The sequence below is a fragment of the Streptomyces sp. GL_141 genome (assembly GCF_057834385.1).
The window spans coordinates 3,498,694-3,514,034 of record NZ_CM174402.1; the positions used below are offsets into that span (position 1 = coordinate 3,498,694).

Here is a 15,341-nt window from a genome sequence, read left to right on the forward strand (position 1 = left end):
TTCAGCCCCTCAGTCCCATTCCAGGCCGCCGCGGCGCCATACGTAGGCGTAGGCGACGAAGACGGTGAGCACGAAGAGGAGCATCTCGACGAGCCCGAAGATCCCCAGCGAGTCGAAGGTGACCGCCCAGGGGTAGAGGAAGACAACCTCGATGTCGAAGACGATGAAGAGCATCGCCGTCAGGTAGTACTTGATGGGGAAGCGACCGCCGCCGGCCGGCATGGGAGTGGGCTCGATGCCGCACTCGTACGCTTCAAGTTTTGCCCGGTTGTACCGTTTTGGACCGATCAGCGTGGCCATGACCACGGAGAAGATCGCAAACCCTGCGCCGAGGGCGCCGAGCACGAGGATGGGCGCGTACGCATTCACGCTCCTCGCTCCTTCCAGTCGTCCTTGACCGTTGGACCGCTGCCGGCGCCGCGCGCCCCGCCTCGCATGTGAGGCAGTTCACAAGCCGGACTGGTGCGCATCTTATGCCCGCCCATCTGTGATCTGCGACACGGGTTACAACAACGAGTTTGTGATCTCCACCACCTGACGAACGATCATGAAGCCCAATGAGTAGTGATCTTCATACGTGAAGCATCCACATGATCACCAAAGGTGACATCCGCACCTGTCGTTGCAGGTGGAAGGGGTGTTGCACTATCAAACCGTGGCCCTTGCACGCAAATTGGCGAGGTGGTGCGCGTGATGATAAAGGGATCGGCATCCCCCGGTCGGGGGACCTCGCGCGTACGGGAGTGGACGCGTGCATGCGTTCACGAAGTCGGGGCGGCAGCGCTCCCGAGGCCACGCCGCGGGCGACCTCGGGGTGAAGCCCGGAGCGATCTCGGAGCGAGCCCGGAGCGAGCCCGGAGCGAGCCGGCGGTCTCCTCGCGGTCGGCCGCGAGGTCACCCCGACCCGGTCGCGACCCGCTCCCGGCCCCCTCCCGACCCGGCCCCGACCCCCCGCCGACCCGGCGGCGCGTTCACGGTTCGGTCACAGGAGGGCCACAGCGTCCGCATCGCGTGACGCTTCTGTGACCTGCGCCACTCGGAATTCTCGGTACCGAAAGGGGGCTTGGCCATCTGTACAGGTGGATGGTAGGCCCGGGATCAATTCGGACTTATTGCGGAAACCCCATGATCACAGCCTTGTGAGCGGCTGTCCGATTCGCCCGTTACGGCGTCAATAAGAGCTCCGACGCGCCCGGTTAGCCCGCTTCGCGCACAACTGTGGCGCAGACCACGTTTCTTGAACGGAACCGCGAGGCCCTGATAGCGGTTGACCCATGTCCCTCACCGCTCACATACCCAGCCACCGGAAGCCCCGCCGCAGCGCCTCGAAGCTCGCGGTCCGCGCCGGAGTTGCCGGTGGCGTCCTCAGCACCCTGGCCATGGCCGGCACGGCGAGCGCCACCCCCTCCGCCGAGCCCGCGCACGAGACCACGCTCGAAATGCCGGTCCTCAACCTGGACCTGAGCGCCGAGGTGTCCTCGTCCGTGGCCAAGGCCGCGGAGAACACCCGCGCCGCCGCCGTCGACGGCGAGCTCAACGCCCTGGAGGAGACGGCCCGCACGGGCGCCGCCGCCGAGGCCAAGCAGCTGAAGGCCGACGCCCAGCAGAAGGCCGACGCCGAGACGAAGGCGAAGGCGGAGGCGGACCGCAAGGCCGAGGCCGAGCGCGCCAGCCGCAGCGCGGCCCGCGCCCCGATCCAGAGCAACTCCGGGTCCTCTTCGAACGGCTCCTCCGCGGGGTCCTCCTCGCAGGGCAAGGGCACCGTCACGGCCCCCGTGACCGGCTCCGCCGCCGCGATCGTCAGCTTCGCCCGCGCGCAGGTCGGCAAGGCGTACGTCATGGGCGGCACCGGTCCGTCCTCGTTCGACTGCTCGGGCCTCGTCCAGGCCGCGTACCGCCAGGCGAACATCAGCCTGCCGCGCATGTCGCAGGCGCAGTCCTCGGCCGGCACCTCGGTCTCCCTGAACGCCCTTCAGCCGGGCGACATCCTCTACTGGGGCTCCAAGGGCAGCGCGTACCACGTCGCCATCTACGTCGGCGGCGGCAAGTTCGTCGGCGCGCAGAACCCCAGCACCGGCATCGTCGAGCGCTCCCTGAGCTACGACAAGCCGACGGGCGCCGTCCGCGTCCTCTGACATCTCCCCGCAGTCCCGGGCCGCTCCCGGTGACGCACGAAAGGCCGGTACTCCCCCGCTCGGGGGTGGAGTACCGGCCTTTCGGCCGTCCTGGGGCTCCCGGCGTTCCCTGGGCCCCTGAGGTTCCCGGACGCTCCCGGAGCCTCTGGGGGGCGCCTGCGCGCCGTCCGGGCGCCACGGGGCAGCCGCGGAGGCGGCCCCGCGCCATGCCGTGCCGCGTCGCGCCGTGGCGGGTCGTGGCGGGTCGTGCCGCGCCGTGGCGGGTCGTGCCGCGCAGTGCCGGGTCGTGCCGCGCCGGGTCGTGTCGTTCCGTCAGTCGAGGAACGTGGCCGAGGTGATCTTGTTCTTGAAGTTGACGCTGGCGTTGCCCACGTAGCCCGGGGGGAGCGCGCCGACCAGACCGGCGAGGTTCGGGTCGGTGCCCACCTTCCACGTGTACGTGTCCCGGTTCCGGTAGGAAGCGGTGTCGTCGTTCGTCACCCGGTTCCGGCCGGCGCAGCCCTCCGGCCCGATGAAGAGGTCGTTGTAGAAGTTCCAGTCCGAGGCCATCAGGTCGAAGACACAACCACCTTGGTAGGAGTTGTAGTAAAGGCCGAACTCGCTGGTTTCCAGATAGCCGTCCTTCGGGGTGTTGGCGGCCGCCGGTCCGGCCGCCGCCAGGAGAACGGCGCCCACGGATACCGCGGCGGCGCAGCCGGCGGCGATTCTGTTAAGGGCCTTGCTCATGAGCCTTTTCTCCATCTTCAGGGAATTCATTCCGGCCGGGATTAAACCCTCCGGACTTCTCCGAGGCAAGGGTCTTCTCGGCTGATCAGGCCACAACCACCATGGCGCGTACCGGACTTGTCGGGACACTCGGCACCCGATTACGCTCTCCCGCGGCCTTCCGCCCCTCCCCCCACACGGACGCGCCCCTCCACTCCGCCGACCGCAAGGGAAACAACCTCGTGCGCGTACGCGAAATATCCTCGTCACTCCTTTTGTGCCTCGCACTGACCGGATGCGGAGGCGGAGCAGTTCCGGGGAAGAACTCCGGAGCGGGAACGCCCGGACTTACGCCCGGACCCACCGCCACGCCCTCGCTCGCGGCGGGTGACATCCCGTTCTACCGGTGCATGGAACAGCACGGAATGACCATCTCCTACGGGGAGAACGGGGCACCGCACTTCGTGGAGAAGGAGAGTCCGCAGTACCCCGAGGCACAGAAGGCCTGCCTGTCCCTGCTCCCCTCGCCCGCCGCCCCCGTCCAGGTGAGTCCGCAGGAACTCGCCGCCGCGCGCAAGGGCTCCGAGTGCATGCGGGAACAGGGCATCTCCTGGTATCCGGACCCGGATCCGGTCACCGGCGAGGCGGGCCAGAAGGAGGGTGGCACCTCCGAGCAGTGGCAGTCCCTCAAGAGGGACCGCCTCGACGCGTTCCGGACCTGCCTGCCCCGGCCCTCCTGAAAGGCCCGCGCCCGGCTCAGAGGAGCCCGGCCGCCAGCTTGTAACGGGCCTCGCGCTGCTTCTTGTAGAGCGCGAGGGTCTCGGCCTGTTCCTCCACCAGCCGCTTCTGGTACGCCGCCTCCACGGCCACCCAGATGCCCACGAGGTTCACCTCGCGCTTGCAGGCGACGTCGGCCTTGGCGGCCGTAACGGCTTTGGGGCCGCCCGGATCGGCCTCCAGGCCGAGCTTCTGGGCGACTTCGTAGGGGTCCTTCAGTCCGGTGTACCCCGATTTGCCCATGCACGCCGACCAGTTCTTCAGCACCTCGACCACCCGCGAGTCGCTCTTGGAGCGTTCGTGCGCCTCCGAGGCCAGCCCGAACGGGAACAGCAGGTCCACGCTGTCCTTCGTCGGCGCGTACAGCTTGCGGTAGGCCTCCCGGACGCATCCGCCGGGCGGCACCTTCTGCCCGCCGACGTCGATGCCGCTGTCCACCTGGGCGGCCTCCTCCTCGGTCGCGGCGTCCGGGGGCTGTGCGGCGCCCTGTTCCCCGCCCGGCCGTTCGCCGTGCATGACCAGCGCGGCGCTCTCGCTCAGCGGGGTGGCCGGGGGCTTGACCGGCCGCCCCTTGCCCGCGGTCGTGTCGTAGCCGTGGGCCGCCGCGAACACCGGATCGGCCGCCCCGAAGAGCGTCCGGTGCCGGCCCTCGGAGCCCTGGGCCCCGGCCGGATCGGACGGCCTGACCTCCTCGTACGGGAACCCGTACCGGGCCATGCAGCGGGAGAGCAGCCGCTGCTGCACCTGCCCCATGCGGACCGTCTCGGCATCGGTGTCCGTGTACGCGTCCAGGGGCAGCGAGAGCGAGGCGGTGGCCGGGGCGACGGCGACCTCTCCGAGTTCCGGCTCCCCGTGCGCGCCGGCGCCGTCCGGGTCCGACGAACAGCCGGCCAGGACGAGCACCAGCAGGACGGCGGCCGGGAGGGCGGGGTGGCGGAGCGGACGGGAGCGCGTCGCGGAAGACCTGTTCACTCTCGGGAATTGAACAGCCCGGGGTTACCCGGGACAAGGCCTTCTCACCTGCTGGTCAGCCAATCTTCTTGCCTGGAAACCAACTTGCCGCCCGTCCCGCCTGGCGGGCACCTCGTGCCGAACGGGCCGGGCCCTGAGAAGATGGGCCCGGGCGAGCGCGCCCGAGTCGCCCCAGGAAGTAGTGATCCGTGACGACCAGCCCGTCCGACGAAGTCCCCGACGCGGGCACCGGTGCCGTCCCGGCCGCCGCCGGGCTCGGCCTGCTCTCCCTCGGCGGCTGGCTGCTGACCACCACCCGCCCCTGGCAGAAGCCCGGATCCCCGCTCACGCTCACCCTGGACTGGACGGCCTCGGGCACCCTGATGGTCTGCGGCCTGGTCCTGCTGACCCGCTGCATCCGCCTGGTCCACGGCGCGTCCGAGCCCGGCCGGGAGGCGCCGTACGAGGCCCCGCCCGCGATCGCCTGCGAGCCCCCGCGCGAAGGCCCGTAGGAGCCCCCGCGCACGGCGCGCCCGGTCAGGGTCGGGGTCAGGCCTTGGGAGCGACCTTGGTTCCACTGAGGTAACCATCGGACGAGAAAATTCCTACCGGCGGTGTTACTTTTTGGGTATGAGCAGTCACGTAACACCCCAGGCCGTCGAGCGGGCCGGCAAGAGATCCGTGTCGCTCGCCCAGTCGTTGATCAAGGAGGTCGAGGAGCGCGCCGGCAAGAGCGGGTTCTCCTCCGTTGTGGCCGAAGCTCTGGAGGAATGGCTCGCCGCGCAGAAGCTCCGCGAGGTCGTGACCGCCGACCGCAAGGCGTTCGGCCCCGTCTCCGCCGAAGCGCGGCGGCAGGCGGAACAGGAGTGGTGAGCAAGCGCCTCAAGATCAAGGCCAAGAGCGAGGGCACGCTCGTCCTGGACGCCCAAGGGCTTTCACTGCACGTCGACGGTGACGAGGGGATGCGCGCGCGCATCGAGGTCGCTCAGCAGAGCGGCCGACGCGTGGCGCTGTCCGCACTGACGCCCTTGGAGGTGCGCCGAACAGGAGAAGCCGCCAAGCGACTCCAGTTCCTACTGTCCCGGTTCGACGTGAAACCGGTCAACGACGCGGTAACGGACGCCGCAGCGAAGCTGCTGGACGCCTCGGGCCTTGACGGGCACGAATGCCTCGTGGACGCACTCGTGGTGGCCACGGCCGCACTCTGCGCTCCCCCGGTGCTGCTCGTCACTTCTGACAAGTCGCACATCCCAGCACTTTGTAAGGCCGCCGAGGAACTTCCGGGCTCACCCAAGGTGAAGATCGTCAACGTCTGAAGGTCGAACGCGGAGAACCTGGCCGCGCAGCTCTCCACCGAGCGGCCAGGTCTTGAACGATCAGGCCTTGGGGGCGACCTTCGAAAGGCCGTTGATGACGCGGTCCATCGCGTCGCCGCCCGTCGGGTCGGTCAGGTTGGCCAGCATCTTCAGGGTGAACTTCATCAGCACCGGGTGGCTCAGCCCGCGCTGGGCGGCGATCTTCATGATCTTCGGGTTGCCGATGAGCTTCACGAAGGCGCGGCCCAGGGTGTAGTAGCCGCCGTAGGTCTCCTTCAGGACCTTCGGGTAGCTGTGCAGGGTCAGTTCGCGCAGGGCGGGGGTGGCGCGGGAGTGCGCCTGGACGATGACGTCGGCGGCGATCTGGCCCGACTCCATCGCATAGGCGATGCCCTCGCCGTTGAACGGGTTGACGAGCCCGCCCGCGTCACCGACGAGCAGCAGCCCCTTGGTGTAGTGCGGCTGCCGGTTGAAGGCCATCGGCAGGGCCGCGCCGCGGATGGGCTGCGTCATGTTCTCGGGGGTGTAGCCCCAGTCCTCCGGCATCGAGGCGCACCAGGCCTTGAGGACCTCGCGCCAGTCCAGCTCCTTGAAGGCGGAGGAGGAGTTGAGGATGCCGAGGCCGACGTTGGAGGTGCCGTCGCCCATGCCGAAGATCCAGCCGTAGCCGGGCAGCAGCCGGTCCTCGGCCCCGCGCCGGTCCCAGAGCTCCAGCCAGGACTCCAGGTAGTCGTCGTCGTGGCGCGGCGAGGTGAAGTACGTCCGCACGGCCACGCCCATCGGGCGGTCCTCGCGGCGGTGCAGGCCCATCGCCAGCGAGAGCCGGGAGGAGTTGCCGTCGGCCGCGACCACCAGCGGGGCGCTGAAGGTGACCGGGGTCTTCTCCTCGCCGAGCTTCGCCGTCACGCCGGTGATGTGGCCGGTACGGGGATCGCGTACGGGCTCGCCCACGTTGCAGCGCTCGTACAGCCGGGCGCCGGCCTTCTGCGCCTGGCGGGCCAGGGTCTCGTCGAAGTCGTCGCGCTTGCGGACGAGTCCGTAGTCGGGGAAGGAGGCCAGCTCGGGCCAGTCCAGCTGGAGCCGCTGGCCGCCGCCGATGATCCGCAGGCCCTTGTTGCGCAGCCAGCCGGCCTCTTCGGAGATGTCGATGCCCATCGACACCAGCTGCTTCGTGGCGCGCGGCGTCAGGCCGTCGCCGCAGACCTTCTCGCGCGGGAACGCGGTCTTCTCCAGGAGCAGGACGTCAAGTCCGGCCTTGGCCAGGTAATAAGCAGTGGTCGAGCCGGCGGGCCCGGCCCCGACGACGATCACGTCCGCGGAGTGCTCGGAGAGGGGCTCGGTCACGGCGGGTCTCCCGAAGGCTCGATAAAGGGTGCCCAACGGCACAAGACATGTGCAGTCTATGCAGCGAGAGAGATCGCGATCCGAAGGGCTGCCCCCTGTGACCACCTCGCCGACCCGGCCGCTCCCCGTCGTCCAGCTCCGTGTGCCCACGGACGAGGACGCGCACGCCTGGCACCGGGTCTTCCACGACCCCGATGTCATGGAGTTCCTCGGCGGCCCCGCCGAGCTCTCCTTCTACGAGGAAATCACCGCCCGACAGCGGATGCACGACGCCCGGCTCGGCTTCTGCCTGTGGACGCTGCTCGACGCGGACGGCGAGGTCCTCGGCTTCACCGGGGCGCAGCCGTGGCCCGAGTCGAAGGGGTGGGGGCCGGTCGGGGAGATCGAGATCGGCTGGCGGCTCGGTCGCTCCGCGTGGGGGCAGGGGTACGCGTATGCCGCTGCGCTGGCGACGCTGGAGCGGGTGCGGGGGGCTGGGGTGCCGGATGTGGTGGCGATGATCGACGACGCGAACGTCCGCTCGATCGCGGTGGCGGAGCGCCTGGGCATGACCCTGGCGGACCGCCTCCCCATCCCGGGCCGCCCCCGCCAAGCCCGCCGCTACACCCTCACCCTTCCCTGACCCCCGCTCCGCGGAGCCCCTACCCGCTCGGCGGGGCGTGCCGCTGCGCGGGGCGGAGTTCCCCTACCCGCCCTTCCACCGTTCCCCGGGCGCTGCCCGGACCCCGGTCCTCAAGCGCCGGAAGGGCTGGGGAGGGGTGCGACGCGTCGAGGAGGGGTGCGGCGCGTTAAAAGACGGAAAGGCCCGTCAGGGTCGTGAAGCGGTCCAGTGCGGCCACCGCGGCGACGGAGTTGCCCTGGGTGTCCAGGCCGGGACTCCACGCGGCCAGCGTGCACGCGCCGGGCACGACCGCGACGATGCCGCCGCCGACGCCGCTCTTGCCGGGCAGGCCCACCCGGTAGGCGAACTCCCCCGCCGCGTCGTACGTCCCACAGGTCAGCATCACCGCGTTGACCTGCTTCGCCTCGCTGCGGGTGAGGAGACGGGAGCCGTCCGCGCGCAGTCCGTGCCGGGCCAGGAAGCGGCCCGCCCGGGCCAGGTCGGCGCAGCTCATCTCGATGGAGCACTGCCAGAAGTAGTGCTCCAGCAGCGTCGGCACGGGGTTGTCGATGTTCCCGTAGGCGGCCATGAAGTGGGCCAGGGCCGCGTTGCGGTCGCCGTGTTCCTGTTCGGAGGCGGCGACCTCCGCGTCGAAGGCGACGTCCGGGTTCTGGCTCTCCTCCCGGAGGAAGCGCAGCAGTTCGCTGCTCGCGTCGCCCGTCAGCGTCTGGAGCCGGTCGGTGACGACGAGCGCGCCCGCGTTGATGAAGGGGTTGCGCGGGATGCCGTTCTCGTACTCCAGCTGCACGAGGGAGTTGAAGGGGTTGCCGGAGGGTTCCCGGCCCACCCGCTCCCACAGGCTGTCGCCGCCCTCGGCGAGCGCGAGGGCCAGCGCGAAGACCTTGGTGATGGATTGGGTGGAGAAGGGGGTCTCCCAGTCCCCCACCCCGAAGACGTTGCCGTCGAGGTCGGCGATGGCCATCCCGAACTGCCGCGGGTCCACCGACGCCAGCGCCGGGATGTACTCGGCGGTGGTGCCGCTGCCGATCAGCGGGGCGATGTCGGTGGCGACCTGCTCCAGCAGTGCCTGGTAGTCCATCGGAGGCGGCCCGGGTCCCGTGGCTACGCGTGCTTGGTGCCGCGGTGCAGGGCCACGATGCCGCCGCTGAGGTTGCGCCAGGCCACCTTGGACCAGCCGGCCTTCTGCAGCAGCGCGGCCAGCGCCGGCTGGTCGGGCCAGGCGCGGATGGAGTCGGCGAGGTAGACGTACGCGTCGGGGTTGGAGGAGACCGCGCGGGCCACCGGCGGCATCGCGCGCATCAGGTACTCGGTGTACACGGTCCGGAAGGGGGTCCAGGTGGGCTGCGAGAACTCGCAGATCACGACCTGGCCGCCGGGCTTCGTGACCCGGTACAGCTCGCGCAGGGCGGCGTCGGTGTCCTGGACGTTGCGCAGGCCGAAGGAGATGGTGACGGTGTCGAAGGCGTCGTCCTTGAAGGGGAGCTTCGTCGCGTCGCCGGCCGTCAGCGGGAGCCAGGGGTTGCGCTTCTTGCCCTCGCGGAGCATGCCGAGGGAGAAGTCGCAGGGCACGACGTAGGCGCCGGCGGCGGCGAAGGGCAGCGAGGACGTGGCCGTGCCGGCGGCCAGGTCGAGGACCAGCTGCCCGGGACGCGCGCCAACCGCCTTGGCGACCTCCTTGCGCCACAGACGGGCCTGCCCGAGGGAGAGGACGTCGTTGGTGAGGTCGTAGTTCGCCGCCACGCCGTCGAACATGGAGGCGACTTCGTGCGGCTGCTTGTCCAGGGAAGCGGATGTCACTGGCGTGGGCCCCTCGGGTGCGGTGCGAATGGTGCGGCGAACGGTTCGGCAGGGTCCTGGCCAACGGTTCGGCAGGGTCCTGCGGACCGCCCCGCCATTCTCGCAGGCCCCCCGCTTCCCGCACCGGCGGCCCGTACGGGTCCGCGCGGGGCGGCGGGCTCAGCGCCGGCGGTGGAGCAGCCTGCCGCCGATGACCGTGGCCACACAGGTGGTCGGGCCCTCCACCAGCAGCTCCGCCGGGCCGGGGACCGCGAAGACCGCGAACCGCGCCGGAGCTCCCGGCTCCAGGACTCCGTGGAAGGCCTCCTCGGCCGCGGTCCGGCCGGCGAGCGGGTCCAGGGAGGCCGGGCCCTCGTAGGGGGCGGGCGGGACGACGGTGAGCCCGGAGCGGACCACGGCCGTCCGGACGGCCGGGCTGGTGAAGCGGCCGGCCACCGCGACCACCCCGCGGGCGAGCAGCTTCTGCGTGCCGCGCCGCGCGCTGTTGCCCCAGCGCGGCTCGGTCATCTTCAGGTCCGCCAACGCCTCGGCGCCGCTGATCGGTTCGGCCCCGAGCTCGGTGATCTCGTACGGGTCGTCCGGGTAGTACGTGCGCTCCAGCAGCTCGTCACCGCCGCGCACCAGCAGCCCCGGGGTCAGCACCCCGGGCCAGCTGCGGGCGCGCGCGTGCGGGTAGGCCGCGGCGAGCTCCTCGTACGGGCCCACCCGGGCGATGCGGTCGCCCTCGACCAGGACCGCGCCGCCGGGCAGCGGCGCGGAACCGGTACCGGCGCCGGAACCGGTCGGTCCGGTGACGAGGAGTTCGGCGGTGTGGATCGTCAGCACGGGCGCGTCAGTTCGAGGAGATGAGCTTCAGCTCGGGGTGGGCCGTACCGCCCTCGATGGCGGTCGAGGAGATGTGCGAGACCACGCGGTCGTCGACCGGGTCGTTCGCCGGGTCCTCGTGCACGAGGAGGTGCTCGTACGTCGTGGCGCGCTGCGCGGGGACGCGGCCCGCCTTGCGGATGAGGTCGATGATCTCCATGCGGTTGGAGCGGTGCTTGGCACCGGCCGAGGAGACCACGTTCTCCTCCAGCATGATCGAACCGAGGTCGTCGGCGCCGTAGTGCAGGGAGAGCTGGCCCGCCTCCTTGCCCACGGTCAGCCAGGAGCCCTGGATGTGGGCGATGTTGTCGAGGAAGAGCCGCGCGATGGCGATCATGCGCAGGTACTCGAAGACGGTCGCCTGGGTCCGGCCCTTGAGGTGGTTGTTCTCGGGCTGGTAGGTGTACGGGATGAAGGCGCGGAAGCCGCCCGTACGGTCCTGCGTGTCGCGGATCATCGCGATGTGCTCGATGCGCTCGGCGTTGGTCTCGCCGGTGCCCATGAGCATGGTGGAGGTGGACTCCACGCCCAGCTTGTGGGCGATCTCCATGATCTCCAGCCAGCGCTCGCCGGACTCCTTGAGCGGGGCGATCGCCTTGCGCGGCCGCTCCGGGAGCAGCTCGGCGCCGGCGCCCGCGAAGGAGTCGAGGCCGGCGGCGTGGATGCGCTGGATGGCCTCCTCCGCCGACACCTTGGAGATCCGGGCCATGTGCTCGACCTCGGACGCGCCGAGGGAGTGGATGACCAGCTGCGGGAAGGCCTGCTTGATGGCGGAGAAGTGGTGCTCGTAGTACTCGACGCCGTAGTCCGGGTGGTGGCCGCCCTGGAACATGATCTGCGTGCCGCCCAGCTCGACGGTCTCCGCGCAGCGGCGCAGGATGTCGTCGAGGTCCCGGGACCAGCCCTTCTTCGCGTCCTTGGGGGCCGCGTAGAAGGCGCAGAACTTGCACGCCGTCACACACACGTTGGTGTAGTTGATGTTGCGCTCGATGATGTACGTCGCGATGTGCTCGGTACCGGCGTAGCGCAGCCGGCGGGCGGCGTCGGCGGCCTGGCCGAGGGCGTGCAGGGGCGCGTGGCGGTAGAGGTCGAGCGCCTCTTCCTGGGTGATCCGGCCCCCAGCGGCGGCTCGGTCGAGGACTGACTGGAGAGCGGCCTGGTCGGTCACCGGTGCGTCACCTTTCGGCTGTGTCGTTCGGCTGGCGCCCGGCTGCGGTCGAGATTCCCGGACCGATCCAGCCTACGCCAGCCCCTCCCGCTCCCGGCCTGGCCCCCTGCGGGATGTCCCGAAGGGCCCGGATCGCGGAACCGGCCTACGGGACCGGTCCGGCGCCCAGGACGGGGCCCGACCCCAGGTCGAGTCCCAGCCCCAGGCCCAGGCCCGCGTAGAGCACGCCCGCGAGGGCGCCGCCGGCCATGAACGGCCCGAAGGCGATCGAGGTCCCGGGCTCCACCCGGCGCAGGGCGGTCCGGGCGTACCCGTGCACGGCGGCCGCGGCGAACGCGGCGAAGCTGCCCGCGAACAGCACGAACCACCCGTACCAGCCCAGGACCTGCCCCACGGTCAGTGCCAGGGTGACGTCGCCGAAGCCCATGCCGGGCGGGTGGATCAGATGGAGGACGAGGTACACGGACCCGAGGGTGAGCCCCCCGAGCAGCGCGCGCGTCCAGGAGCCGCCGGTACCCGCGAACAGGGCGGCCACGCCGAGCGCGGCCGCGGTGGTGGCCGCCAGCGGGAGGGTCAGTACGTCGGGCAGCCGGTGCACGGCCTGGTCGACGAAGCAGAGCAGGACGGTGAACGGCGCCAGCAGCAGCCAGGCGCCCAGCTCGGGCCGCGCCCCGACCCCGGCGCCGAGCGTGAGGCACACCAGGACGGAGGCGAGCACGGCCCCGGCGACGGGCGCGTAGCCGCGGCCTCGCCACGGGGACCGGGCGGTTGTGGCGGGCGCGCACCGGGGGCAGACCGCCGGGCCCAGCCAGCCTCCGGCCGGGCCGGTCAGCGGATGCCCGGCCGGGCAGTCGGAGCGCCAGGGCAGGCCCACCTCGACGGAGAGGCGGTAGGCGGCCCGGGGCAGCAGAAGGCCCGCCAGCGCGCCCCAGAGCGTGACCCCGGCCACGAATCCCGCGATGCCCATGCCAGCTCTCGCCCCCGCCCCCGCCGCCCCGCCCGCGTCTTGGCGATGGACGGTAGCAGGGGCTGCGGGAGCCGGGGAGGTTGTCCCCAACCCGCCCTTCGCCCATCCCCGGACCCGGTCCGCACACGCCGGACGGGCCGAAGGATCCGCCGGGCCCGTCAGGCCGCCGCGCCGGCCGGTGCGAAGCCGGCCAGCATCTGTTCCAGGGCCTGCTGGTCCGGGCCCACGAAGGGGTCGAGCCCCGGGGCGAGGGCCACCGTGTCGATCATCCGGGCGATGAGCCCGACTCCGGCGGCCGGCGGCAGGTGGGTGGAGAGGACGAGCTCGGGGTCCATGTCCCTGAGCGGCCGGACCGTGGCGAGGAACTTCTCCCGGTCGGCGACGGACGCCCAGGGGCTGTCCACCGAAGCCCAGAACAGCTGGCCGGCCCGCAGCTCCTCGGGCCCGACCGCCCCGGCGTCGCCGCCGGCCGCGAGGTCGCCGTCCGGGACGGGGGAGCCGAAGCAGTCGGAGCTGAAGCAGGCCCGCGACCGGTCGTCGTAGAAGCCCACGGTGGCGGGGTTGTCGTAGAGGGGCGGCCGGAAGGCGGTGAGGGAGCGGTCTCCCACGTCGAGCCGCTGCCCGGGGTTGAGGAAGTGGACCCGGTCCATCGGCAGCGGCCGCTCCGTGGTCATCTCGCCCGCGCCGAGGAACGTGGTCACCACGCGGGCCCCGGGGGCCGCCTCCAGCAGGGCGAAGATCCCGCCGGTGTGGTCCTTGTCGGGGTGCGTCAGCCAGATCCACCGCACGTCGGCGGGGTCGATGGCCTCGGACAGGGTCTTCAGGAAGTCCCGGTCGGGCAGGCTGAGGCCGGTGTCGACGACCACGGGCTCCCGGGCGTGCAGGACGAAGGCGTTGACGGGCATGAAACCGATGCCGGGCACTTCGAGGGCGTCTCCGAGGACCGTGATGTCCCGGCCGACTGAGCGTGTGGTCATGGCAGAGCTCCGATGGCCCCCTGTGTGAGCACGCTCGCGACCGCCCCGGGCTTCCCCCTTCCCTTCCTCTCATCGTGTCCCCGGGCAGCCCCGGCCGCACGCCCGCGGGGGTGACGACAAGGGGCGGGGAAAGAGAGGAGGCATTCCCGGTAAACGGCGGGCATTCGCCTTCCGCCCCATTCCGCTCTGCGGAAAGGCGAATACCCTCATAAGCCGCGCTAATGCCCGGGCACGCCCACCGGCAGGAGCTCCACGTTCACATCGGGCGCATAGCCCGTCGTGAGTCCCGTCCGCCGCGCGAATTCACGTACGCCGGCCAGCTGGTCGGGGCCGAAGCGGAAGTCGAGCGTCGTGAAGTAGCGCTCCAGGAGTTCCGCGTCGAAGGCCTCCCAGCGGGCCGCCTGCTCGGCGACCTTGCCGACCTCCTCCAGGGACACGTCCCGGGAGGCGAGGAAGGCCTCGTGGACCTTGCGCACGACCTCCGGCTCGCGCTCCAGGTAGTCCTTGCGGGCGGCCCAGACGGCGAAGACGAACGGCAGTCCCGTCCACTCCTTCCACATCGCCCCCAGGTCGTGGACGGTGAGCCCGAGCCGGGGCGCGTCGTGCAGCGAGGCCCGCAGCGCGGCGTCGCCGATCAGCACCGCGGCGTCCGCCTCCTGCATCATCAGCCCCAGGTCGGGCGGGCAGGTGTAGTAGTCGGGCCGCACCTCGTACTTCTCCGCGAGCAGCAGCTGGGCCAGGCGTACGGACGTTCGCGAGGTGGATCCCAGAGCGACGCGGGCGCCGTCCAGCTGGTCCAGGGGGACCTGCGAAACGATCACGCAGGACATGACGGGACCGTCGCAGCCGACCGCCAGGTCGGGGAAGGCGACGAGCTCGTCCGCGTTGCGGAGGAACTCCACGAGGGTGATGGGACCGATGTCCAGGCCGCCCTGGACGAGGCTCGCGCTGAGCTTCTCCGGGGTGTCCTTGGTCAGCTCCAGGTCCAGCAGCGTGCCGGTTCTGGCCAGCCCCCAGTAGAGGGGCAGGCAGTTCAGGAACTGAATGTGGCCGACACGGGGCCGGCTGCGATAGACGTCCACATCGCGAGACTAGCCCCCGTGTCCCCGTCAGCCGTCTGGCGGGTCTCAAACGTCCGAGTGACGTGATCTTTCCCTCTGGTCTCGGCCGGGAGGTGCGTGCTAGGCTCGACGCAAGTTGCAGTTTGGTTTCCCTTGCAGTACGAGGCCTGCGGAGAATGTGACCCGCAGGCTTTTGTAGTTTTCAGACTTCTTAGCAGGTTCTGGAGCAGGGCGACCCTTTGGCCCATAGGAGGGCTCATGGCTACCGGAACCGTCAAGTGGTTCAACGCTGAAAAGGGCTTCGGCTTCATCGCCCAGGACGGCGGCGGCCCGGATGTCTTCGTCCACTACTCCGCGATCAACGCCGCCGGCTTCCGCTCCCTTGAGGAGAACCAGCTGGTGAACTTCGACGTCACCCAGGGTCCGAAGGGCCCGCAGGCGGAGAACGTCACCCCGGCCTAGTCGCCTGGGCCAACCAATCGCGGTTGGATATGCAGTACCCAAGGAGCCCTGTCTTCTCTGCGCGAGCAGAGTCGACGGGGCTCCTGCCTTTTGCGGCGCACCGGGCTTCTTGTGGTGCACCGGGCTTCTCGCGGCCGCGGATCCGCTCGGCCGGGTCAGGACTTCGGGTCAGGACTTCCGGGTCAGGACTTCCGG

General features: G+C 70.7%; 18 protein-coding genes. 7 read left to right on the forward strand and 11 right to left on the reverse strand.

Annotated features, from left to right (window positions below; all coding sequences use genetic code 11):
- Positions 1 to 9: 9 nt before the first annotated feature.
- On the reverse strand, positions 10 to 369 hold the full coding sequence (locus AC3IX6_RS15050; RefSeq protein WP_030010013.1) for an NADH-quinone oxidoreductase subunit A: 360 nt from the start codon (positions 367 to 369) through the stop codon (positions 10 to 12).
- Positions 370 to 1,274: 905 nt separating this feature from the next.
- Here AC3IX6_RS15050 and AC3IX6_RS15055 point away from each other — a divergent pair.
- On the forward strand, positions 1,275 to 2,135 hold the full coding sequence (locus AC3IX6_RS15055; RefSeq protein WP_489370584.1) for a C40 family peptidase: 861 nt from the start codon (positions 1,275 to 1,277) through the stop codon (positions 2,133 to 2,135).
- A gap of 312 nt (positions 2,136 to 2,447) precedes the next feature.
- Here AC3IX6_RS15055 and AC3IX6_RS15060 read toward each other — a convergent pair whose 3' ends face one another.
- Entirely contained in the window at positions 2,448 to 2,861 is a 414-nt protein-coding gene (locus AC3IX6_RS15060) for a hypothetical protein (protein ID WP_489370585.1), read from the reverse strand.
- 389 nt (positions 2,862 to 3,250) lie between these two features.
- Here AC3IX6_RS15060 and AC3IX6_RS15065 point away from each other — a divergent pair, with 389 nt between their 5' ends.
- Positions 3,251 to 3,580, forward strand: a complete 330-nt coding sequence (locus AC3IX6_RS15065; RefSeq protein WP_489370586.1) for a hypothetical protein — start codon at positions 3,251 to 3,253, stop codon at positions 3,578 to 3,580.
- Positions 3,581 to 3,596: 16 nt separating this feature from the next.
- On the opposite strand, the gene AC3IX6_RS15070 is transcribed toward AC3IX6_RS15065, so the two are convergent.
- Positions 3,597 to 4,589 (reverse strand): hypothetical protein, encoded by a 993-nt coding sequence (locus tag AC3IX6_RS15070; protein WP_489370587.1) that lies wholly within the window; start codon positions 4,587 to 4,589, stop codon positions 3,597 to 3,599.
- Between the two features lie 188 nt (positions 4,590 to 4,777).
- Between AC3IX6_RS15070 and AC3IX6_RS15075 the strand changes: the two genes are divergently transcribed.
- From AC3IX6_RS15075 to AC3IX6_RS15085, 3 genes are all read left to right on the forward strand, one after another.
- Positions 4,778 to 5,080: a hypothetical protein gene (locus tag AC3IX6_RS15075; RefSeq protein WP_489370588.1), complete on the forward strand. Its 303-nt coding sequence runs from the start codon at positions 4,778 to 4,780 to the stop codon at positions 5,078 to 5,080.
- 118 nt (positions 5,081 to 5,198) lie between these two features.
- On the forward strand, positions 5,199 to 5,441 hold the full coding sequence (locus tag AC3IX6_RS15080; protein WP_384709878.1) for a hypothetical protein: 243 nt from the start codon (positions 5,199 to 5,201) through the stop codon (positions 5,439 to 5,441).
- A complete protein-coding gene (locus AC3IX6_RS15085) occupies positions 5,438 to 5,884 on the forward strand; it encodes a PIN domain-containing protein (RefSeq protein ID WP_489370589.1) in 447 nt (148 codons plus the stop codon). Before AC3IX6_RS15080 ends, AC3IX6_RS15085 begins: the two co-directional genes overlap by 4 nt.
- A 60-nt stretch (positions 5,885 to 5,944) precedes the next feature.
- On the opposite strand, the gene AC3IX6_RS15090 is transcribed toward AC3IX6_RS15085, so the two are convergent.
- On the reverse strand, positions 5,945 to 7,228 hold the full coding sequence (locus tag AC3IX6_RS15090) for a geranylgeranyl reductase family protein (RefSeq protein ID WP_243339952.1): 1,284 nt from the start codon (positions 7,226 to 7,228) through the stop codon (positions 5,945 to 5,947).
- 97 nt (positions 7,229 to 7,325) lie between these two features.
- On the opposite strand from AC3IX6_RS15090, the gene AC3IX6_RS15095 reads away from it, so the two are divergent.
- Complete coding sequence (locus AC3IX6_RS15095) at positions 7,326 to 7,850, forward strand: GNAT family N-acetyltransferase (RefSeq protein ID WP_489370590.1); 525 nt, start codon at positions 7,326 to 7,328, stop codon at positions 7,848 to 7,850.
- Positions 7,851 to 8,016: 166 nt separating this feature from the next.
- On the opposite strand, the gene AC3IX6_RS15100 is transcribed toward AC3IX6_RS15095, so the two are convergent.
- The 7 genes from AC3IX6_RS15100 to AC3IX6_RS15130 form a co-directional block, all read right to left on the reverse strand.
- Complete coding sequence (locus AC3IX6_RS15100; protein ID WP_489370591.1) at positions 8,017 to 8,928, reverse strand: glutaminase; 912 nt, start codon at positions 8,926 to 8,928, stop codon at positions 8,017 to 8,019.
- A 23-nt stretch (positions 8,929 to 8,951) separates the two neighbouring features.
- The gene (locus AC3IX6_RS15105) at positions 8,952 to 9,647 is read right to left on the reverse strand and encodes a demethylmenaquinone methyltransferase (RefSeq protein WP_489370592.1); all 696 of its coding nucleotides are present in this window, start codon (positions 9,645 to 9,647) and stop codon (positions 8,952 to 8,954) included.
- A 159-nt stretch (positions 9,648 to 9,806) separates the two neighbouring features.
- Complete coding sequence (locus AC3IX6_RS15110) at positions 9,807 to 10,472, reverse strand: imidazolonepropionase-like domain-containing protein (RefSeq protein WP_489370593.1); 666 nt, start codon at positions 10,470 to 10,472, stop codon at positions 9,807 to 9,809.
- A gap of 7 nt (positions 10,473 to 10,479) precedes the next feature.
- On the reverse strand, positions 10,480 to 11,679 hold the full coding sequence (gene mqnC, locus AC3IX6_RS15115) for a cyclic dehypoxanthinyl futalosine synthase (RefSeq protein WP_489370594.1): 1,200 nt from the start codon (positions 11,677 to 11,679) through the stop codon (positions 10,480 to 10,482).
- Between the two features lie 145 nt (positions 11,680 to 11,824).
- Positions 11,825 to 12,646, reverse strand: a complete 822-nt coding sequence (locus tag AC3IX6_RS15120; protein WP_489370595.1) for a prepilin peptidase — start codon at positions 12,644 to 12,646, stop codon at positions 11,825 to 11,827.
- A 158-nt stretch (positions 12,647 to 12,804) separates the two neighbouring features.
- The gene (locus AC3IX6_RS15125; RefSeq protein ID WP_489370596.1) at positions 12,805 to 13,623 is read right to left on the reverse strand and encodes an MBL fold metallo-hydrolase; all 819 of its coding nucleotides are present in this window, start codon (positions 13,621 to 13,623) and stop codon (positions 12,805 to 12,807) included.
- 218 nt (positions 13,624 to 13,841) lie between these two features.
- Positions 13,842 to 14,705, reverse strand: a complete 864-nt coding sequence (locus AC3IX6_RS15130) for a menaquinone biosynthetic enzyme MqnA/MqnD family protein (RefSeq protein WP_489370597.1) — start codon at positions 14,703 to 14,705, stop codon at positions 13,842 to 13,844.
- 237 nt (positions 14,706 to 14,942) lie between these two features.
- On the opposite strand from AC3IX6_RS15130, the gene AC3IX6_RS15135 reads away from it, so the two are divergent.
- Positions 14,943 to 15,146 carry a cold-shock protein gene (locus AC3IX6_RS15135; protein WP_112451444.1) on the forward strand — a complete coding sequence of 68 codons (204 nt, stop codon included), beginning with the start codon at positions 14,943 to 14,945 and terminating at the stop codon, positions 15,144 to 15,146.
- Positions 15,147 to 15,341: the final 195 nt, after the last annotated feature.